This window comes from Nocardiopsis sp. YSL2 (genome assembly GCF_030555055.1).
Taxonomy (GTDB): Bacteria; Actinomycetota; Actinomycetes; order Streptosporangiales; family Streptosporangiaceae; genus Nocardiopsis.
This window is the reverse complement of sequence record NZ_JAMOAO010000001.1, coordinates 4,126,064-4,148,271: the sequence shown is the minus strand read 5'-3', so window position 1 is coordinate 4,148,271 and position 22,208 is coordinate 4,126,064. Positions and strand designations below refer to the sequence as shown.

The window sequence follows — 22,208 nt, the reverse complement described above, 5'->3', positions numbered from 1 at the left end:
GCCTCACCGATTCGCGTGGTCCACGACCCATGACGGATCGCGGAGAGGTCAGGGGGTCGGGAACACGGTCAGTCACGCAGAGCGTCGTCGATGAAGGCGAACAGCTCTTCCCTGCTCGCGGACTCCAGATCCTTGTCGACCGCGTCCACCCGCTCCTGCCGCGGGGTGAGCCGCTCGAGCAGGTCCTGCAACCGCCGGGCGACGGCCCCGCGGTCCATGGCCGAGTCCTCGTCCTCGGTCAGGGCCTCCTCGATGCTGTCGATCCGCGTCATCACGATGTGCTGGGTATCGCCGAACAGTCGCTCCTCCAGGTGTCGGCCGAGCGCCGCACACGTCGGGTGGGAGTACGCGAGGCCGGCGGGCAGGCTGAGCCCGGTGAGCGCGGACATCCGGTTGCGCAACTCGATGGCGGTCACCGAGTCCATCCCCAGCTCCTTGTATCCGCGGTCGTCGTCCAGCACGTCCCCGGAGGCGTAGCCGAGGATGGCGGCGACCTCACGGCGCACGTGCTCGGTGAGCACCCTCCGGCGCCCGGCCCGGCCGAGCCCGGACAGCTGTTGCTCCAGGCCACCGGTGACGGCCCGGTCGGGGGTCCCGTGTTCGGCGGAGAAGGGGCCGAGGTCACGCAGCAGGGGGCTGGGCCGGTTGACGGTGAACGCCGCGCGGAACCGGGGCCAGTCGACGTCCGCGACGGCGAGCGCGGGCAGATCGCGGTCGAGCGCGCGTTCGAGCATCGTGATCGCGGTGTCCGGATCCATGGTCGGAAGCCCGTGTCGCTGCAGCAGCTCGGCCACGGCCGTGTCCTCGGCCATGCCGCCGCCGGCCCAGGCTCCCCAGGAGATCGAGGTGGCCGGGAGCCCGAGCGAGCGCCGGTGATGCACCAGTGCCTCGCAGAAGGCGTTGCCCGGCGCGTAGTTGCCCTGGCCGGTCACGCCGAAGACCGCGGAGACCGAGGAGTACACCACGAACGCCGACAGGTCCATGCCCTGGGTGAGCTCGTGAAGGTGCACCGCCGCGTCGCCCTTAGCGCGCAGCGCGCACGCCACCTGGTCAGGGGTGAGGTCGTCGATCGCGCCGTCGTCCAGGGAGGCGGCGGTGTGCACCACGGCACGCAGCGGGTACTTCTCGGGCACCCGGTCCAGGACGGCGGCGAGAGCGGCGCGGTCGGCGACGTCGCACGGGGCGATCGTGACCTCGGCCCCCGTCGAACGCAGTTCCGCTTCCAGGGCCCGGGCCCCCGGAGCCTCCGTCCCCCGCCGGCTCAGCAGGAGGAGGTGTTCCGCGCCACGCCGGGCGAGCCAGCGAGCGGTGTGCGCGCCCAGAGCCCCGGTGCCACCCGTGACCAGCACCGTGCCGGAGGGCTCCCACCGCCGGACGGCACGGGTCCGGCCGATGGGGGCCCGCACGAGTCTGCGCGCCAGGATCGCGCCGTCACGGATCGCGAGCTGGTCCTCGGCGTCACCCCTGTGCCCGGTCAGGACCGAGACGAGGGTCTCTCCCGCGTCCGGCGCGTCCGCGGACGGCAGGTCGACCATGCCGCCCCACCGGTCGCCGTGTTCCTGTGCGGCGACCCGGCCCAGCCCCCACACCAGGGCCGACGAGGGGTCGTTCACCGCGCCCCCGGCGGGGACGGCACCTCGGGTCACGCACCACAGAGGTGCCGTGAGCGCGGCGTCACCGAGGGCCTGCAGGAGCAGGACGGTGCTCTGGTGGGCGGTGGAGGCCGTGGGGCGGGTGACACCGTCGCCCCGGTCGGCCGCGTTCAGGCAGTGGAGTGCCACGACACCGGCGATCGTGTCCGTGCTCCTTCGGGCATCGACGAGGAGGTCGGCCAGACCCTCGCGGTCGACGGAGGCCGGCGCGTCCACGACCCGGGCCCGGCACCCCTCGCGCTCGAACGCCGCGACCATGTCGGTGACGACCGGGTCCGACGGCTCCGCGCCGAACAGCAGCCAGGTCCCGGAGGGCGCGACCGGTCCGTCGACCGCGTCGACCGGTACCCAGTCCTCCCGGTAGACCCAGTCCGAGGCGGGGTCGGAACCCGCTCCGCCGTCGGTGGCGGCCGGAAGGGCCCCGGCACCGGTCGCGGAGCCGTCTCCGCCTCCCGCCCTCCAGAAGCGCCGACGCCGGAAGGCGTAGGTGGGCAGGTCCACGACACGGGGGGCCTCACCGAACGCCCCGGTCCAGTCGACGTCGACACCGTGGCAGTGCGCCTCCGCGAGCGAGGCCGTGAAGCGCCGGGAGCCCCCGTCGTCACGGCGGAGCGTGCCCAGGACGACCGTGTCCGGAGCACCGTGCGACTCCGCGGTCTCCTGGACGTGCGCGGCCAGCACGGGGTGCGGGCCCACCTCCACGAACACGTCGTGCCCGTCCCGCAGCAGAACGCGGGTCACCTCGGCGAACTCGACCGGGTTCGACAGGTTCCGGTACCAGTAGTCGGCATCCAGCGCGGTCTCGTCCAGCCGCTCTCCGGTGAGGGTCGAGTACATCGGGATGTCCGGCCGACGCGGGCTGATCCCCGCGAGTTCCCTGCCCAACCGTTCGCGGATCCGGGCGACGTGCGGGGTGTGCGACGCGTAGTCGACCGCGATCGCCCGTGCCCTCACCCCCGTGGCCTCGTACTCCTCGACCAGTGAGCGCACAGCCTCCGGTTCCCCGGCGATCACCGTCGACGCCGGGCTGTTGACCGCCGCCAGATGAACGCTCGCGCCGAGGCCGGCGATGCGCTCGGCGACATCGTCCGGCCCCTGGGCGACCGCAGCCATCGCCCCGGTGCCCGACAACTCCAGCAGTGCCCTGCTGCGCAGCGCCACGACCTTCGCGGCGTCCTCCAACGAGAGTGCGCCGGCCACGCAGGCCGCAGCGATCTCTCCTTGGGAATGCCCGACCACGGCCGTCGGCCGCACTCCGTGGCCACTCCACAGTTCGGCGAGCGAGACCATGACGGCCCACAGCACCGGCTGAACGACGTCCACGCGTTCCGTCGCGGCGGTGCCCGCCCGTTGGCGCAGCACATCCGTGAGGGACCAGTCGACGAAGGGCGCCAGCGCCTCCTCGCACTCGGCCAGCCGCTGCGCGAACCCCGGGGAGGTGTCCATGAGTTCGACCGCCATGCCGGCCCACTGGCCGCCCTGGCCGGGGAAGACGAAGACGGGCCGACGATCACTGCCGGCCCGGCCGAGCAGCGTACTGGAGTCCGGGCGCCCCTCCGCCAAGGCCCGCAGTGACGCGGCGAAGGCCGCACGGTCCTCGGCGACGATGACGGCACGGTGTTCGAGTGGGGCCCGGGTTGCGGCGAGCGACCATCCTGTGTCGGCCGGATCCGTCTCCGGGTGGTCGAGGACGTGGTCCCGCAGGCGGGCCGCCTGCGCGCGCAGCGTCTCGTCGTCCCGTGCCGACAGGATCCACGGCAGGCTCCGCCGAGGAGCGGCGGCACGCACCGGACGCGGCTCCTCCGTCACCTCCGGGGCCTGTTCGACGATGACGTGGGCGTTGGTGCCGCTCATCCCGAACGACGAGATGCCGGCCCGTCTGGGGCGGTCCGTCCGCGGCCAGGTCCGCTCCCGTGTCAGCAGTCGGACCGCTCCCGACTCCCAGTCCACGTGCGGTGTGGGCTCGTCGGCGTGCAGCGTCCTGGGGAGCACCCCGTGGCGCAGGGACTCCACCACCTTGATGAGCCCCGCCACACCCGCCGCGGCCTGGGCGTGGCCGACGTTGGACTTGAGCGATCCCAGCCAGAGGGGGCGGTCGGCCGGCCTCTCCTGCCCGTAGGCGGTCAGCAGCGCCTGCGCCTCGATGGGGTCTCCGAGCGTGGTTCCCGTACCGTGCGCCTCCACCAGATCGACGTCCTCCGGCCTCAGCCCGGCGTCGGCCAGGGCCTTGCGGATCACCCGGACCTGAGAGGGCCCGTTGGGCGCGGTGAGACCGTTCGAGGCGCCGTCCTGATTGATCGCCCCTCCCCGGATGACCGCCAGGACCCGGTGTCCGTTGCGGCGTGCGTCGGACAGCCGCTCCAGGGTCACCAGGCCGACGCCTTCGGAGAAGCCCGCGCCGTCGGCGGTCGCGCCGAAGGCCTTGCAGCGGCCGTCCGCCGCCAGCCCGCCCAGATGGGTGAACTCCGTGAGCGGCCCGGGAGAGGACATCACCGTCGCCCCGCCGGCCAGGGCCAGGGTGCACTCCCCCGCCTGCAGTGCGCGCACCGCCAGTTGCACGGCCACCAGCGAGGACGAGCAGGCCGTGTCCGTGCTGATCGCCGGTCCGGTGAGGCCCAGTGCGTAGGAGATGCGGCCGGAGGCGACGCTGAGGGCGGTACCGGTCATCGCCAGACCGTCCTCCGGCGCCTGGGACAGCCGGGGCCCGTACTCCGGACTGGTCGTGCCGACGTACACCCCCGTGTCGGTCCCCCTGAGCGAGGACGGGCTGATCCCGGCACGCTCCAGGCTCTCCCACGCCACTTCCAGGAGCAGGCGCTGCTGGGGGTCCATGGCTTCGGCCTCGCGGGGGGAGATGCTGAAGAGCCCCGGGTCGAAGTCGGCCGCCGCGTCGAGGAAGGACCCCTGGGCCATCGACGACCTCGGCGCGTGGCCGCCCTCGCCTCGCAGTGCCGCCAGGTCCCACCCGCGGTCGTCGGGCAGCGGTCCCACGGTCTCCCGCCCGTGGACGACCAGATCCCACAGTGCCTCGGGAGAGCCGACGCCTCCCGGCAGACGGCACCCCATCCCCACGATGGCGATCGGCTCGGGCCGCGCGACATGGTCGAGTTCCTCTCGCAGTCGCGCGTTCTCCTTCAGAGCGGACCTGAGCGCCGCGACCAGACGGTGGTCATCGGAAGTCATGTGCTGTCTCCTGTCCACGTTCGGCTGGGGACTCGCTCTGGAGGGCCAGGTCCACGAGAGCGTCCACCCCCATGGAGTCGATGTTCCGCTCCCGCTCACCGGCGTCCGCCGGGGATGCGGAAGAGCGGGGACCGGCTTGCCCCTGCCAGAGGATCTCCTTCTCGTCGGGGGACGGCAGCCCGGTCAGGAAGCGCGCCAGGGCGCGCGGGGTCGGGTGGTCGAAGACAGCGGTGGCCGGGACCCGCACGCCCGTCGCGGCGCTCAGCCGGTTGCGCAGCTCCACACCGGTGAGCGAGTCCAGACCGAGCTCGGTGAAGGGCCGGTCCGGTGCGATCCGCGCGGGCCCGTCCTCCGGTGCGTGGCCGAGCACGACGGCGGTGTGGGCGCGCACCTCGGCGAGCAGGGCGCGTTCGCGGTCGGCCTCGGACAGCCCGGCGAACCGGTCGGCGGGCGCGGCGCCGGACCCGGCGTCCGCACTGGTTCCCGCGCCAGCGGGCGCGTCCGTGCCCGCCGGCGCGAACAGGCCGCGCAGGACCGGGATGTCGGCGGCACCGACGGGCTCCAGCAGCGCGGGGACGCCGTTCGCCAGTCCCCACAGCAGGGCCGTGTCGAACTGGGCCAGCGCGTCCTCGGGCGGCATCGGTGCGAGCCCTCCCCTGCTGAGGACGCCGAGGTCGGTGTCGTCCAGGTGCGCGGTCATCCCGCTCCCGCCCGCCCACAGGCCCCAGGCCAGAGAGGTGGCGGGGAGTCCGCGCTCGCGCCGGTGGTGGGCGAGGGCGTCGCAGAAGACGTTGGCCGCCGCGTAGTTGGCCTGCCCCGGGTTGCCCAGCACGCCCGCCGCCGACGAGTACAGGACGAAGGATCCCAGGTCGGCGTCGGCGGTGAGCTCGTGCAGATTCCACGCGGCGTCGACCTTGGGGCGCAGGACCCGGTCGATGCCCTCGGGGGTGAGGGAGGTGATGGTGGCGTCGTCGAGCACGCCGGCGGTGTGCACCACGGCCCCCAGCGGCCGGTCCTCGGGGAGTTGCGCGAGCAGCGCGCGCAGGGCGGGGCGGTCCGCGGCGTCGCACGCCACGACCTCCACCCGGGCGCCGAGCGCCTCGAGTTCGGCGGTGCGGGCGGCCTGTCCCTCGGCCTCCGGTCCGCTGCGGCTGATCAGGAGCAGGTGCCGTACGCCGTAGCCGGTGACCAGGTGGCGGGCCACCCGGTGGCCCAGGGTTCCGGTGCCGCCGGTGATCAGTGTCGTGCGCTCCTGCGGGTAGGGGGCGGGCACCGTGAGCACCAGCTTGCCGACGTTCTCGCCGCGCTGGAGCGAGCGCAGGGCGTCCTGGGCGCACCGCAGGGGGTGGACGACGGTCGGCGGCGGCGAGAGCACTCCGCTCTCGAGCAGTTCCATGACGCGCGTGAGCATCTGCCCGATGCGTTCCGGGGCGACGTCGGGCAGGTTGAACGCCTGGTATCCGCGGCCCGGGTAGGCGCCGGCGACGTCTTCTGAGGTACGGATGTCGGTCTTGCCCATCTCCACGAACCGGCCGCCGGGGCCGTCGCCGTCGCCCGGGGACCGCAGCAACCGCAGGGAGGCGTCCACGAACTCACCGCTGAGCGAGTTGAGGACGACGTCCATGCCGCGCCCGCCGTTGGCCTCGCGCAGCCGCTCCTCGAACTCCAGGTCGCGGGAGGAGGCCAGGCGCTCCTCGGCGAGTCCGTAGGCGGCGAGCCCGGCCCACTTGTGCGGGCTGGCCGTGCCGAACACGGACGCGCCCATGTGCTGGGCCAACTGCACGGCGGCCGTACCGACACCGCCGGCGGCGGCGTGCACGAGGACGCTGTCCCCGGGACGCACCGCGGCCAGGTCCACCAAGCCGTGGTAGGCGCTCAGGAAGGCCACCGGTACCGCCGCCGCCTGTTCGAACGACCAGCCCCGCGGAATGGCGGCGAGCCTGCGGGCGTCGGCGACCGCGACCGGGCCGAACGCGCCGTCGAACATTCCGGTGACGCGGTCGCCCGGGCTCAGGCCGACCACGTCCGCGCCGGTGTCCAGGACGATGCCGGCGCCCTCGATGCCCATGCCCGTCTCGTTCTCGACCAGGCCCAGCGCCACCACGACGTCGCGGAAGTTCACCCCGGCGGCACGGACGGCGAGACGCACCTCCTGCGGGCCGAGCGGACCGCCGGCCTCCAGCGCGGGCAGCAGGTCCAGGTCCTTCAGGGAGCCGGGGCGGCGGGTGTCCAGCCGCCACAGCGCGCCCGGCGGTGTCAGCCGGTCGTCGGAGTCGGCCCTGACCAGGCGGGGCACCAGGACCGTGCCGGAGCGCAGCGCGAGCTGGGGTTCGCCCAGTCCGACCGCACCCGCGACCACCCGGTGCGAGTCCTCGGACCCGTCGGAGTCCACCAGAACGAGCCGGTCGGGGTACTCGCGCTGGGCCGCCCGCAGCAGGCCCCACACGGGGGCGGCGGCGAGTCCGGTGAGCCGGGTGGCGGGGTCGGTGGCCACGGCCCGCCAGGTCACCACCACCAGGCGGGCGTGCTCGGTGCGGGGGTCGGTCAGCCAGGCGCGGATGGTCGACAGGGCCGAGTCGAGGCCCTGGCGGACGGCGTCGGGGACGTGCGTCTCGTCGGAGTAGACGGCCGCGGCGGGCAGTTCGGTGTAGACCACCGGCGGCACCGTGCCGTCCCGGTCCAGCCCCTCGAGGTCGGGCAGACCGGTGGGGATGGCCGACGATGGCGGGGGCGCGTCGACCTTCTCCCAGACCAGTTCGTACAGGCCCGGCAGTTCGGCGGGATCGCGCGGCGGAAGGACGTCCTCGTCGAGCGGGCGCAGGACGAGCTCGTCGACGGAGACGACCTCGGCCCCGGACTCGTCGGTGAGGGCGAGGCGGTACCGGTCGGGCCCGAGTTCGGTCGCGCGCACCCGCAGGCGACGGGACGCGGCGGCCTCGGCGGCGGGCCGCACGCGCACGCCCGACCAGGCGAACGGCACCAGCAGGGAGCGCTCGTCGCCGCCGTGCAGGAGGAGCACGTGCAGCGCGGCGTCGACCACGGCGGGGTGCGGCCCGTGGAAGGGGCCGCCGGCGGCGGACACCACGGGTGGTTCGACCTCGGCCAGCAGCTCGTTCTCGTGCCGCCACACGCCGCGCAGGCCCCGGAAGAGCGGTCCGTAGGAGTAGCCGCGCCGGACCAGGCGGTCGTAGTCGGGCCACACGGCCAGCGACTCGGCCGCCGTCGGCGGCCAGGGGGAGGCAGGCGCGGGGTCGCCCGCGGTGTCGGACGCGGGGGCGTCGGCCGCGGCCACCGCCCCTGACGCGTGGCGGGTCCACGGCGTGTCCGGAGCCGCGTCCACGGGACGGGCGTGCACGGCCAGTGCGCGTCGGCCCCGCTCGTCCGCGGCGTCCACGGTGACCTGGAGCCTGAGGCCCGGGCCGCGGGACAGGACCAGGGGCGCCTCCAGGACCAGGTCGGCGACGGTGGGCGCGCCCACGCGCGCGCCCGCGTGCGCGGCCAGGTCCACCAGTGCGGTGCCCGGGGCGACGACACGGCCCAGCACACCGTGGTCGCGCGCCCAGGCCTGGCCGTCCAGGTCCACGCGCCCGGTGAAGACCGTGCGCCCGTCGGCCAGGGCGAGCCCGTCGTCGATCAGCGGTTCCGCCGGCGGTGCCTGGACGGCCGCGACCGCGGCGGGCGGCGTGACCCAGTGGCGTTCGCGCCGGAAGGGGTCCTCGGGCACGGTGACGGGCGCGCCCTCGTCGGCCACGCCCTCCAACACCACGTGGGCGTTGGTCCCGCTGATTCCGAAGGAGGACACCGCGGCCCGGCGGGGGCGCCCCGTGTCCGGCCATGGCTCGGCGTCGGAGAGCACGCGTACCCCGCTGCCGTCCCAGTCGACCCGGCCGGTGGGTTCCTCCGCGTGCAGGGTCCGGGGCAGGCGCCCGTGCCGGAGGGCTTCGACGGTCTTGATCACCCCGGCCACGCCGGCGGCGGCCTGCGCGTGTCCGATGTTGGACTTGAGTGATCCCAGCCGCAGGTCCTCATGGGGACCGTCGGTCCGGGCGGCGCCGTACACCGAGATCAGCGCCTTGGCCTCGATCGGGTCACCCAGCCGGGTCCCGGTGCCGTGCGCCTCCACGGCGTCCACCTCGTCCGGCTCCAGCCCGGCCGAGGCCAGCGCCTGGCGGATCACCCGTTCCTGGGCGTCGCGGCTGGGTGCGGTCAGCCCGTTGCTGGCGCCGTCGGAGTTGACCGCGCTGCCCTTGACCAGTGCCAGGACGGGCCGGCCGGCCCGGCGGGCGTGGGAAGCGCGCTCCAGCAGGAGCATGCCCGCGCCCTCGGCCCAGGCGGTGCCGTCGGCCCCGGCACCGAAGGCGCGGCAGTGCCCGTCCGGGGACAGGCCGCGCTGGGCGGCGAACTCCAGGAACATACCGGGGGTGGCCATCACGGTGGCGCCGCCGGCCAGGGCCATCTCGCACTCGCCCCGGCGGATGGCCTGGGCCGCCTGGTGCAGGGCCACGAGCGAGGCGGAACAGGCGGTGTCGATGGTCATCGCCGGTCCGCGCAGGCCCAGGACGTAGGCGATGCGGCCCGAGGCCACGCTCAGGGTGCTGCCGGTCAGCCGGTAGCCGCCGTCGCCGCCGTCGCCCTGGTCGGCCAGGCGCGGCCCGTACTCGGTCGGCATCGCGCCGACGAACACCCCGACCTGGCGTTCACGCAGGTCGTCGGTGCTCATTCCGGCCCGTTGGACGGCCTCCCAGGAGGTCTCCAGCAGCAGCCGCTGCTGGGGGTCCATGGCGTCGGCCTCACGGGGACTGATGCCGAAGAAGTCGGCGTCGAAGAGGTCGGCGTCGTAGAGGAAGCCGCCGGAGCGCGTGTAGGTCCGGCCGGGGGTGCCGGGTTCGGGGTCGTACAGGCCCGGCAGGTCCCAGCCGCGGTTGTCGGGGAAGTCGCCGATCGCGTCCACGCCGTCCTCGACCAGCCGCCACAGCTGTTCCGGCGTGCGTACTCCACCCGGCAGCCGGCAGGCCATGGCCGTGATGGCGACCGGGTCGTCGTCGGGGACGGGTGCCGTGACAGCGGGGGCCGTGCGGCCGGGCCGGACCGTCGGGGGCCGCGCGGCCGGAGCGGAGGGATCGGGGCCCGCGTCCTCCGGGGCGGCGGACGTCAGCGGCACCCTCTCACCCAGCTCCGCGACCAGGTGGTCGGCCAGGGCCGCGGGCGTGGACAGGTCGAACAGGGTCGTCGCCTCCAGGGGCACACCCGTGCGGTCCCTGACCCTGGCCGCGAGTTCGAGCAGCATGACCGAGTCGAAGCCCAGGTCACGAAAGGCCCGTTGCTCGTCGGCGGCGGAGAGCGCGCGCTGTCCGAGCACCCGCACGACGAGCGCGGTGACCAGGTCCCTGGTGCCGTCCTCGGCGGCGTCCCGCTCCCGGGGCTCGGGCTCCGGCTCGGCTCCCGGCCAGAAGCTCCGCCGCTGGAAGGCGTAGGTGGGCAGGTCGATCCGGCGCGCCCCCGTCCCGCGGAACAGGCGTTCCCAGTCCACGTCCACACCCTCGGTGAACGCCTGAGCCGCCGCCGCGAGCAGCTGGGCCCGGTCCCCGCAGTCGCGCCGCAGGGTCTTGAGGACCGCCGCGTCGATCCCGTCCGCGGCCAGTGTGCGCTCGATACCGAACGTCAGGACGGGATGCGGGCCGACCTCGATGAACGACGTGTGCCCGGACCCGCCCGCGGCCCGCACCGCGTCGGCGAACCGGACCGTGCCGCGGAGGTTCCGGAACCAGTACTCGGCGTCCATGGGCGGGTCGTCCGGTGCCGACCGACGGCCCAGGACCGTGGAGAAGAACGGGACCCGGCCGGGCCGGGGCACGACCTCGCCGAGGCGTTCCAGGAGGTCCTGGCGGATGCGTTCGACGTGCGCGGAGTGCGAGGCGTAGTCGACGTCCACGAGCGAGCCGTGCACACCCGCGTCGGCGCAGTGCTCCACGGCGCGGCGCACCGCCTCGGGCGTCCCCGAGACCACGACCGACTCGGGGCCGTTGACGGCGGCCAGGTGCAGTTCGGGGTCGGCGGCGGCCAGCGCCTCGGCGCGGTCGGGCGACAGCCCCAGCGAGGCCATCCCCCCGCTGCCCGCGAGCGCGGTCAGAGCGCGGCTGCGCAGGGCCACCACCCGCGCCGCGTCCTCCAGCGTCAGGATCCCCGCGACGCACGCGGCGGCGATCTCCCCCTGGGAGTGGCCGATCACCGCGGCCGGTTCGACGCCCAGTTCCGCCCATGCCCTGGCCAGGGAGACCATCACCGCCCACAGCACCGGCTGGATCACGTCCACGCGGGCGTCGGTCCCGGTGAGTGGCGGGGACTGGGGCTCGCCGCGCAGCACGCGGGTCAGGGACCAGTCCACGTAGGGGTCCAGCGCCCGTTCGCACTCGCGCAGCCGTGTGGCGAAGGCCCGGGCCAGGGAGCTGTTGTCGTCCAGCAGTTCCCGGGCCATGCCCTGCCACTGCCCGCCCTGGCCGGGGAAGACCATCACGGGCCGGGCCCGTCCCGCGGAGCCGGCGGCCCGATCGGCGCGCACGGCCTCCAGTTCACGTGCCTCCGAGCCGCCGGAGGCGAAGATGACGGCCCGGTGCTCGAAGACGGCGCGGGTCCTGGCCAGGGACAGGCCCACGTCCTGGGCGAGCAGTCCGGGGCGGGCGGAGACGAAGTGGTGCAGAGCCGAGGCCTGCGCGCGCAGCGCCTCCTCCGACCGCGCCGACAGCACCCACGGAACGGGGTCCAGGGCCGTCTCCCCCGTGATGGCGCCCGAGCGGTCGGCCTTGGGCGGCGGGGGCGGTCCGAGGACCAGGTGGCAGTTGGTGCCGCCCATCCCGAAGGAGGACACACCGGCCAGCGGCGCTTCCGCGGGCCACGGTTCGCGACGCGTCTGCGGGCTCAGCCGCAGCGCCTCCAGGTCGATGTCGGGGTGGGGTTCGGCGAAGTTCCGGGTCGGCGGCAGTTGTCCGTAGGACAGGCTCAGCACGGCCTTGACCAGCCCGACGATCCCCGCGGCGCCTTCCAGGTGCCCGATGTTGGTCTTGACCGAGCCCACCCGCAGCGGCTCCTCCCGCCCCTGGGCGAACACCGCGCCGAGCGCGGCCGCCTCGACCGGGTCGCCCGCGGGGGTGCCGGTGCCGTGGAGTTCGACGTAGCCCACCTGGGAGGGGTCGGCCGCGGCCCGCCGCAGCGCGGTGGCCAGGACCTCCCGCTGGCCCTGTGCGTCGGGGTGCGCGAGGTAGGGGGTCCGGCCGGAGTTGTTGACCGCGCCGCCGCGCAGGACCGCGTACACCGGGTCGCCGTCGGCCACGGCCCGGTCCAGCGGTTTGAGGACCACCACGGCACCGCCTTCGCCCCGCGCGTAGCCGTTGGCCCGGGCGTCGAAGGTGTAGCAGTGCGCGTCGGGGGAGAGCCCGCCGAACCGGGCCGCGCTCTCCGTGCCCTCCGGGGTCAGGATCAGGTTGACGCCTCCGGCCAGCGCCGTCGAGCACTCGCCCCGGCGCAGGCTCTCCATCGCCATGTGGACGCTGACCAGGGAGGACGACTGTCCGCTGTCCACGGTCAGGCTGGGACCGGACAGGCCCAGGGCGTAGGAGACCCTGTTGGCGATCATCCCGCGCTGGTTCCCGGCCATCGAGTGGTGGGTGATGCCCGCGCCGCCTGCACTCTGCTGCAGAGCCGCGTAGTCGGAGGAGATCGCGCCGGTGAACACACCGCAGTCCGACCCGCGCAGGGAGTCCGGTGCCGTCTGGGACCGCTCCAGGGCCTCCCAGCTGAGTTCGAGCATGATGCGCTGCTGGGGATCCATGGCCAGCGCCTCACGCGGGGAGATGCCGAAGAAGGCCGCGTCGAAGTCCTCGGGGCGGTCGAGGTAGCCGCCCCAGTGGCCGTCCCGGGTGGCGGAGGAGACGCCGAGTCGCTCGGGTGGCGCGGTGATCGACTCCCGGCCCTCGCACAGGAGCCGCCAGAAGGCCTCGGGGGTCGACGCCCCCGGGAGCCGACAGGAGACTCCGACCACCGCGACGGGGGCCTCCGGGCCCCCCGGCCCGCCGGACGGATGGTCACTGGTCATCGCGTTAGCTCCGATCACGCTTCACGTTCTCGCGTTGTCCGCACGCCGACGGGGCGCCATTGTGCGCGTGCCGTGCAAATGCACGGGCGCGTCGCATATTTCCGCAGGTCAGAAGGGCTACTACTGGAATACGACACGCGGGAGGCCCACGGAACGGGGATCGCGGTCTTCAGGGGCAGGGGAAGTCACGCGGGGCAGGTGCGAGGAGAACGCGCGGGGAGACACGGGGCACCTTCCTGGTCTAGCCGGAAACACCTACCCGAAGGCAGACGCGACAAATAGCCGACATACCACACTTATGCGGGCATCAGACACATACACATCCATATGTCACTTACAGCAACAGACTTCAACACGAGGGATCGTAACCGCTGGCCACAACGCATGACAACGAAGTACCTCTTTTCGGTCAAACGACTCAGGCATTCGGTCATTGACGTAACTCTGATGCCATCCGCCCTCGGACAGCGAGAAGCCCGATGCCACAGGGACATCGGGCCTTCTCGCCGGAGCAGTGGAGGTCAGGAGCCCGACCGCGCTCGAACCTCGGCGACGAACTGCATCGCGCGGTCGGGATCAAGCAGCCAGGTCCCGTAGTCCGGCGGGTAGTCCCACCCCTGGATCCACCGGTCCCCCACTTCGGAGAAGTCCCTGGCCGCGTCGAGGAGATCGTAGAAATAGGGCGGTAGATCACCGCTATCCCACAATGTGGAATTCATTTCGGACCAGAGCTGGTTGTGCAGGCCGAACTCCCAGAAGCGGTCGAACGTCTTGACCAGGAACTCCTCATCGAACTCACGGTCACCGTGCTCGATGATGCTCTCCAGGTAGGCCTTGGCACACCTGGTGGAGTTGTTCCAGCTCTGGCCGACGTACGGGTCCATCGTGACGACCACGTCCGCCATGCCGAGCACGCGCCCGCCGGACGGCAGCACACCGACCGGGTTGCGGACCTGCGGGGTCAACTCCTCGACCAGCGTGCTGTTGCGACCGTCCGACAGGACCGCGTCCTTGGCCCGCTCGAAGTACTCCGGCGCGTACTGGCGCAGCAGGTCCTTCATCCGGCGGAGCTGCTCCTCGGGACCCGGCCGGTCGGGCCAGGCGTCCATGGGGCCGCCGCGCTTGTCCACCATGAGCAGGTTGTGGCAGGGCCCCTCCTGCGTGAGGATCGGGATGAAGATGATGTTGCCCGCGTCGGCCGCGGACGCCGCCCAGCCGATGTTCTCGTCATCGCCGTCCCAGGGCCAGACGTCGAAGATCTGGGCCTGCGCGATCGAGCGGGGCCTGGCCCCGCTGAAACGGCTCTCGTCGTAGTCGAAGAGCTGGCCGAGTTCGCCGTGGCCGACGGCCACGATGATCAGTTCGAACATGCGGGAGAAGTAGTCGAGGTCGGTGACGGTGACGCCGTGGATCACCACCTTGCCCCCGCGGTCCTCGAAGTACTCCAGCCAGTCGGCCATCTTGACACGGCGATCCACCGAGACCGTGTAGTCGTTGCCCTCTCCGGTCCTGCCGGTGAAGGTGCGGACGGCCTCGTCCCCCCTCGGGTACAGATGCACCCTCTGGTTCCTGATCTGCGGGGACAGTGCGCTCCAGAGGTCCAGGTTGTGCTCACGCTCGTAGTTCAGGGCCGTCGGGAAGGTGAGCTGCGAGACCGAGGGCTTGCCGGTCCGGATCTCCATCGAGGACTGCCCCGTGATCACCGTGACGTCATAGCCCTCGGTCAGAAGGCCATGGGCCAGGTGCAGACCGGCGTGGCCCGCGCCGACGATAAGGATTTTGCGCATCTGTCGCTTACTTTCCTGGGGGAATCAACGGTGACGAGGGGACCGGTGCTGGACCCGCTCCCCGCCCGTCAGGCAACGGGTTCGCTCGCGCGGTTGTGTTCGAGGGCGTACCGGAGCAGCGTCTTGAGCACGTCGCCGCCGGAGCTCCGGTGGCGCGCGTCGAAGTCGATGATCGGCACCTCCGGGCTGATCTCCAACGCCTCGCGGACCTGTTCGGGGCTGTACTCGAGGAGGCCCTCGAACTTGTTCAGCGCGACGATGTAGGGGATGCGCTTGGTCGTCTCGAAGTAGTCCACCGCGTCGAAGGAGTCCGCGAGCCTGCGGCAGTCGACCACGACGACGGCGCCGACCGCGCCCCGTACGAGATCGTCCCACATGAACCAGAACCGCGCCTGGCCCGGCGTTCCGAACATGTACATGATCAGTTCGTCGTCGACGGTGATGCGACCGAAGTCCATCGCGACGGTGGTGGTCGTCTTGTGCGGTGTGATCGAGTTGTCGTCGTGACCGATGCTGGCCTCGGTCATGATCGCTTCGGTCGTGACCGGCGGAATCTCCGACACCGAGCTCACCAAGGTCGTCTTGCCGGCGCCGAAGCCACCGGCGATGACGATCTTGCTCGACATCTTCTTGCGATTCGACCTGCTGTCACTGGAAAAGTCGTTCGAGACCACGAAGAGCCCTCTCCAGAACCTGGTTTTCCGATGGACTGCTGCCGGTGATGGTCGGGTGGATGTACACCAGGTCCTGTTCGGCCAGGTCGCTGATCAGGACCTGGGTGACGCCCAGGGGGATGTTCAACTCGGCCGACACCTCAGCGAGTGACCGCGTCTCTCGGCACAGTCGGTAGATGTTGATGGACTCCGGCATGAGGGTGCTCGGTGGTTCCTGGCCCGGCTCAGAGGTCGAGACCAGGGTCTGCACCATCAGCGGATGCCGCGATCGCGTCCGGCCACCTGTGAAGGTGAACGGGCGGACGCGGTTGCTCCTTCGCCTGCGGAAGCTCATTTCAGTGGCAACCTTCTCATGATCCCTGTGAACCGTTTCGGGTCGCCGTCGTCAGCTCTGGATGACTTCCCGCAGCTGCGAGCGCAGCTGCGGGGTCAGCACGTGGGCGACGTTCTCCACGAGCTTGGTCATCTGGAAGCCGACGATCTTCAACTCCGTGCCCGGCGCGGTCAGGACGGCCATGCAGGATCCGTCGCTGATCGCCATGATGAACAGGTGTCCCTGGTTGAAGCGCACCAGGAGCTGCTCGCAGTCTCCGCGCTGGAACAGGTTCGCTCCACCGACGGCGAGGCTGTGCAGTCCGCTGGCGATGGCGGCGAGCTGCTCGGCGTGCTCCTCGGGGAAGTCACTGGAGTGGGTCAGCACCAGGCCGTCGGAGGAGACGACCACGGCGTGCTCGACTCCTCGGACATCGCGGACGAACCTGTCGATGAGCCACGAGAAGTTCTCAACGCTGTCGTTTGCGGGTTCAGTCATCGCGGGTAACCTGCCTCGGCCGTGTGTCGTTGTCGCTGTTGGTCAGTGGTGCGCGTGCGTGCGGGCGTCGCGTCGGTCCGGTGGGGGCTCACGTGGTCCCGCCCTCCTTGCCGTCCGACTCCTCGCGTGCCTCGCGTTCGCCGTCGAGGAAGTCGCCGAGATCGTCGCGGATCTGCTCGGCTCTGGCCTCGCCGGACAGCTTGGGTGTGTCCGACGGCGGCCCGGGCGGAGGGACCGACTTCGGGTGCGGCATCATCCGCAGCGGCGAGCCGTGCGGGGTGGCGCTGCGCCGGGGCAGGCCCGCGGCGGTGACGGAGGAGTCTCCCCCGTTGGTGGGCTTGGAGGCCGAACTGCCGTTCACTCCGTTGGTTCCCGTCACCGGAGGGGGCGTGAGGGCTTGGGACACGGATCCGACCGAGGGACCCGACGTCGAGGGGACGGCCGAGGTCCGGGACTTGCCCGGGGTCGGCGGCGTCGCCACGCGCAACAGCTCCTTGGGGATGATCGTGTAGGCGTTCACCCCACGGAACGCGCGGGACTCCAAGCGGGTCTCCAGGCCGTGCTTGCGACCGATCCGGCTCGCGACGTACAGGCCCATGTGCCGGGGTACGTCGTCGTCGAGCCTCGGGGAGCCGCTGAGCCGGTCGTTGAGTTCACCGAGCTGGTGCTCGGGGATGCCCACTCCCTCGTCCTCGACGATCATCATCAGCCGGCCGTCGTCCATCTCCCGGGCACTGATGACGACCTGGGAGTGCTCGGGCGAGTTGGCCGTCGCGTTGTCCAGGAGTTCGGCCAGGAGGTGGCTGATGTCGTCGGCCGCCATACCGGTGATGGAGGTCTGCGGCAGCTTCCCGAGGCGGACGCGGGGGTAGTCCTTGATCTCGGAGGTCGCGGCGCGGGCGACGTCGAGGAGGGGGACGATCTCGTCGTGGGCGTCGGACTCGCCCCCGTCGTGGCCGGTCAGCACGAGGAAGTTCTCGCCGTTGCGGCGCATGCGGGTGGCGAAGTTGTCGATCTGGAAGAGCTTGTCGAGGAGGTCGGGGTCCTTGGCGTCGGTCTCCAGCTCCTCGACCATCTCCAGGAGCGCGTCCACCAACGACAGGTCGCGCATGGCCAGACCGGCGAGAGCCTCGTTGAGGATCGTCTCCGTCTGTTCGGCGACCGGGGGCGCGGGAGCGGCGGGGGCCTCGGGGGCGGGCGCGCTCCCGACCGCGGGCGCGCTCTCGTCCCCGGTCGCCTCGGGCGCGGGAGCGGGCGCACTCGGTGCCGGGGCGGACGCCTCGGGGCGCGGCAGCGCCCTGGGCTGCTCCGCCGACTCGACGCTGTCGTGCGCGGGCGCCTCGGGACGGTCCTCGCGCTCCGGGCGCTCGGCGCGGTCCTGCACCGGTTCCGCGGTGAGGACCTGCGGCGGCTGGCCGGGGGCGAGCACGATGACGTGCTGGATCGGCTGCCCGTGCGCCTGGTAGGGAACGGGGTAGACCACCGGCTGCCCGGGCAGGACGTAGCCGGGCGGCTGGAAGGGGGCCGGGTAGGCGCTCTGGTAGGTCACGATCGGGTGCGGAGCCGGGTAGGGCATCGGATACTGCGGCATCGGCTGGGGCGGCGGAGGAGGAGCCGCCTGCTGGTACGCGCCGTAGGGGTACGGCGGCGGGTAGCCGTGCTGCTGCTGGCCGTCCTGCCACGGACCGCGCGGGTCCGGGGCGGGCGGGTACTGCTGGGGGCCGTGGCCGTACCCCGCGGGGGGCTGCGGCAGGCCTGTGGGCTCCTGTGGCACCTGGTACCCCTGTCGTCCTGGTGAGGGGGGAGCGGGTTGCTGCCCGTGGGGGCCCCGCCACCCCTGCTCGTCATACGTGTGGTGGGGCCGTCCCGGGGCCGGGGGCCCCGCTGGTCCGGTCGGCCGCTGGCCCCACGCGGTGTGGTCCGCCGCCTGGTGGCTCGTGGGCGCGTCGGCGGCGTGCGGTCTGCGTCGTTCGTGCTCCCCCGGTTCGTCCGAGGTCGTGTGGGTGTGGTCGGCCATGGGCGGAGCTCCCTCCGGGGGCCGGGCCCCGTCCTGTCCGGCCGGCACCCGCGGGGAGCGGGTGCCGTGATGGCCGGAACGGTCGTGGGTGCTGGTGAGGTCGGGCGCTGCGGGCGAGGCGTCGCCCGCACGGGGGGTCGGGTCGGCCGGGGCTCCCGTGCGGTCGCCCCGCTCGGGGCGTGTACGGGTGCGGACGGGCCGAAGAGGCGGAAGAGTGGGCGCCGGTGTCCCGCGTCCGGGCTCAGGGGGGTGCGCGGCGGAGTCCGTGTCGGTCCGGCCGGTCGGAGCAGGCGCCGACGGGGCGCTCTCCTTCCCCGGAGCCGGGGACCGGTCGGCGGAAGGAGAGGGCTCGGCCGGCGTTCGAGCCGTGGGGGCGGAGGCGGCCGGAGCGCTCGGCTCCGCCGGAGCCGGGGGCCGGTCGGCGGCCTTCCGTTCGGCCTGAGCGTCAGTGGTCGGGGCACTCGCCTTCGCCGGAGCGGACTCGGAAGTCCTGGAAGCGGGAGCACTCGGCTTGCCGCCGTCAGCCGTCGGGGCCCCGGTGGCACTGTCCTTGGCCGCGGCCGGAGACCGCTCGGCGGGCTTCTTCTCCACTGGAGCGGCGCCACTCGGAGCACTCCCCTTGGCAGCGGTCGGCGCAACGGGGCCGGAAGCCGAGTCGCTGTCCTTGGCGGCGGCCGGAGACCGCTCGGCGGGCTTCTTCTCCACCCGAGCAGGGCCCGTCGAAGCACTCCCCTTCGCCACCGTCGACTCGACAGGACCGGAAGCCGAGTCGCCGTCCTTGGCCGCGGCCGGAGACCGCTCGGCGGGCTTCTTCTCCACCCGAGCAGGGCCCGTCGAAGCACTCCCCTTCGCCACCGTCGACTCGACAGGACCGGAAGCCGAGTCGCCGTCCTTGGCGGCGGCCGGAGACCGCTCGGCGGGCTTCTTCTCCACCCGAGCAGGGCCCGTCGAAGCACTCCCCTTCGCCGAACTGGGAGCAGCCGGAGCCGGGTCCGCGGCGGGAGGGCTCGGCTTGCGGTCGTCGGCGGCGGGAGCCTGGTCACCCGCGGCGCCGGCCTCGGGCGCGCGCACGGGAACCACGCGCGGCTCGGGCTCGTTGAGGCCCACCCCGCGCCACTGCCCCACCGGGTGGGCACCGGTGTCGACGTCGTCGACCTTGAGCGGCCGCGTGTAGGGGTTGGGAACGTTCACCCTGGCCGCCGGGCGGTATCCGTTCTCGGCCGGGCCGGAGAAGGGGCCGACGGGTGTGGCCGACGAGGCGTCCTCGTTCTTCACCGGCGTGGTCTGGTCCCGCTCCGACGCCGGGTCCGGGTTGTGCGGATGCACGGGCTGATGCACGGGATGTCCTTGTTCGGGCTCCGGGGGTGGGACTTCCTGGGACTTGACGATCCGGGAGATGGCCCTGCGAAACCTGCCTCGGCCCATCCCCGACTGCGCGGGACCTGGGCCGTGTCGTGGTGGCGGCTCCTCTGACACGATCTCGTCTCCTTGGAATCAGCCGGGCGGTGCGGCGCTGGCCCCGCACCTTCGGCCCGTTCGAGGAGAACAGGGGTGACGGGACCGCGCCGGGACCTGGCACTGACGACACATCCCGGGCGCAGGGGAAACGCCTCGACGTCCCCGGAGCGGCACGGGCGCGCGTTCGGATACCCCGGCCGGGGTGGTCGACACCCATCCGGCGACAAGTATCCACGTCCGGAACAATTCCTGTACTTCCACCGAGAACCGTCTTTCGGTTCGTCAGACTAACAAAGGCCGTGGAGCTTGGCAGGCGAATCGGGAAAGCACCGGGAAACACCCCAGCGGGACACGGATGACGTGCGATAACTCAGGAAAAGTCATTTTATGGCTTTTGAGTGTTATGTCTTACTTGTGTCGATCTGTCCGCTTCGCTCGCAGTGGGGAGGATCACATTCATCACTCCAGCAACTTCCGTTCCCACGCACGCCACGGGGGCGGAGGCCGATCGGCCTCCGCCCCCGTCGTACCGGGCTTCCGGTGCTCTACTCGACCGGTTCCAGGTCCCCCTGGATCAGCGACAGCATCACATGGTTGTCCTGGTACTGCTCGTTGTTGGCCGCCGGGTGGTCGGCGGCGAAGTGCTGGACGCGCACCCCCTCGACCGCGGGTGCGAGGTACCGGTAGGTCCAGATCGGAATGCGCGGGAGCAGTTCGTTGAAGATGATCGCCAGCCGTTTGAGCGCGGCGTGCTGCTCCTCCTCGGTCCCGGCCCGCTTGGCCTCCTCGATCAGCTCCTCCACGTCGACCTTCCCCTGGGAGGGGCTGTCCACGTTCAGGTCGAACGACTGGCCGGGGTTGTCCTCGTCGCCGGAGTTCTCCAGCAGGAAGTTCATCTGGAAGGCTCCCCAGTAGTCGGGGATCTCCGGGTTGCCCCAGTGCCGCACCGCGACCTCGAAGTCACCCGCGCCCCAGATGCCCCACGGGTTGTCGGACGGAACGTTGCGGGCCTCGCACCGGATCCCGAAGGAGTTCCACGCCTCCTCCACCTGCGACGCGGTGAGCTCGAAGTCGCCCCAGCCGGCGACGCCGATGATCTCGTAGCTGGCCGGCTCCCCGTCCGGCAGGTGCCAGATCCCGTCCTCCAGGGTCCACCCCGCGTCCTCCAGAAGCTCCGTCGCCCTGTCGGGGTCGTACCCGTAGTGCTCGAACCCCGCCAGCTCCTCCTCCGTCATGATCTCCTCCGCCTGGAGGTCGACCAGCCCCGCGTAGTACTCCACCCCGCTGTAGGCCTCGCCGCGCGCGACCTGGCCGATCGTCTCGGTGTCCAGCAGGTGCGCCAGCGCCTTGCGCACGCGCACGTCCTTCAACTCCGGCTTGGCCGCGTAGTTGAACATCAGCCCACAGCCGTCGTAGCCCGCGTGCTCGACCCACTTGAACCCCTCCACGCCCTGGAAGGCCAGCTGGTCGGCGGCGGAGGGGGCCTCCGTCGAGTAGTCGACCTCGCGCTGCTGGATGAGCAGCGCCGACTGGCGGTTGTCGCCCTTGTGCACGACCACCTCGTCGAAGAGCACCTCACCGCCCTGGTAGCCGTTCTCGTTGCGCACCAGGGTGATGCGGGCGTCCGACATCTGCTCGGCGTCGAACATGTACGGCCCGCTGCACACGATCTCCTCCGGCGCGAACTCCACGAAGTCGGCGACGAACGCGCTCTGCTCGTCGTCGCCGTAGCGCACCCCGGAGCGCACCAGCTCCAGGGCGCGCTCCCCGAACTCCGCGTAGGTGGACCTGGCGACGATCCGGTGCTTGATGATGCTCCGCTCGATGTTGGGGAACGGAGCGTCGAAGCCCAGCCGCACACTCAGGCCGTCGAGCCGCTCCAGCTCCGTGACCTGCGGGAAGCCCACCGTCCACGGCGCGACCTCCAAGATCGCGATCGCGTAGCTCTGGATCATGTCGTCGGCGGTGAGGTCGCTGCCGTCGCTCCACTTCAAGCCGGGGCGCAGGGTCACGACCAGGTCGTCCCCGTCCCACTCGGAGCCTTCGAGCAGCATGTAGTCCCACGTGTGCTCACGCCAGTTGTAGAACCCGCCGGTCATGAGGAACAGGTCCTTGTAGACCGAGTTCAGCAGCAGGGCGCCGTCCTCGACGGCCACGTTGCGGGTGTTGGAGTCCAGATCGAAGTCGAAGACGCCGGCGAACTGCCGGGCCCCGCCGGATCCCCGGTCCCCGCCCGCGCAGGCGCTCAGCGCACCGGTCGCCGCCGTGGCGGCGACCCCGGCCCCCACGGCGCGCAGGACGTTGCGGCGGCTCATCTCCAGGAGGTGTTCGGGGGGTGTGGAGGTCATGGGTGACGCTTCCTTTCCAGGAGGACGGTGAGCAGGCCGAGAACGACGGTCAGCAGGCCGAGACCGGCCGTGACGACGCTGATGACGAACTCGGCCGTGCCCGGGGGGTTGAGGAGTGCCGTGAGGGCGCTGGCCAGCACCAGGAAGGAGCCGACCAGGAGGCCGAAGCGGCCGATGAGCAGCACCGGT

The 22,208-nt window shown here is 72.2% G+C and carries 9 protein-coding genes; all 9 read right to left on the bottom strand.

Features of this window, described 5'->3' with window-relative positions; all coding sequences use genetic code 11:
* Positions 1-68 precede the first annotated feature (68 nt).
* The 9 genes from M1P99_RS18405 to M1P99_RS18365 all read right to left on the bottom strand — a co-directional run bounded on the left by M1P99_RS18405 (position 69) and on the right by M1P99_RS18365 (position 22,204).
* Entirely contained in the window at positions 69-4,835 is a 4,767-nt protein-coding gene (locus M1P99_RS18405) for a type I polyketide synthase (RefSeq protein ID WP_304453836.1), read from the bottom strand.
* On the bottom strand, positions 4,822-12,924 hold the full coding sequence (locus M1P99_RS18400; RefSeq protein WP_304453835.1) for a type I polyketide synthase: 8,103 nt from the start codon (positions 12,922-12,924) through the stop codon (positions 4,822-4,824). Before M1P99_RS18400 ends, M1P99_RS18405 begins: the two co-directional genes overlap by 14 nt.
* Before the next feature lie 521 nt (positions 12,925-13,445).
* Positions 13,446-14,711, bottom strand: a complete 1,266-nt coding sequence (locus M1P99_RS18395; protein WP_304453834.1) for a styrene monooxygenase/indole monooxygenase family protein — start codon at positions 14,709-14,711, stop codon at positions 13,446-13,448.
* Between the two features lie 68 nt (positions 14,712-14,779).
* Entirely contained in the window at positions 14,780-15,337 is a 558-nt protein-coding gene (locus M1P99_RS18390; RefSeq protein WP_304453833.1) for an ATP/GTP-binding protein, read from the bottom strand.
* Positions 15,338-15,359: 22 nt separating this feature from the next.
* Positions 15,360-15,719: a DUF742 domain-containing protein gene (locus M1P99_RS18385; protein ID WP_082376014.1), complete on the bottom strand. Its 360-nt coding sequence runs from the start codon at positions 15,717-15,719 to the stop codon at positions 15,360-15,362.
* Between the two features lie 51 nt (positions 15,720-15,770).
* Complete coding sequence (locus tag M1P99_RS18380) at positions 15,771-16,196, bottom strand: roadblock/LC7 domain-containing protein (protein WP_304453832.1); 426 nt, start codon at positions 16,194-16,196, stop codon at positions 15,771-15,773.
* 88 nt (positions 16,197-16,284) lie between these two features.
* A complete protein-coding gene (locus M1P99_RS18375) occupies positions 16,285-19,551 on the bottom strand; it encodes a sensor histidine kinase KdpD (RefSeq protein ID WP_304453831.1) in 3,267 nt (1,088 codons plus the stop codon).
* Between the two features lie 665 nt (positions 19,552-20,216).
* Complete coding sequence (locus M1P99_RS18370) at positions 20,217-22,019, bottom strand: ABC transporter substrate-binding protein (protein WP_304453830.1); 1,803 nt, start codon at positions 22,017-22,019, stop codon at positions 20,217-20,219.
* Entirely contained in the window at positions 22,016-22,204 is a 189-nt protein-coding gene (locus tag M1P99_RS18365) for a hypothetical protein (RefSeq protein WP_304453829.1), read from the bottom strand. The genes M1P99_RS18370 and M1P99_RS18365 overlap by 4 nt, the downstream gene beginning before the upstream one ends.
* Between the last annotated feature and the right edge of the window lie 4 nt (positions 22,205-22,208).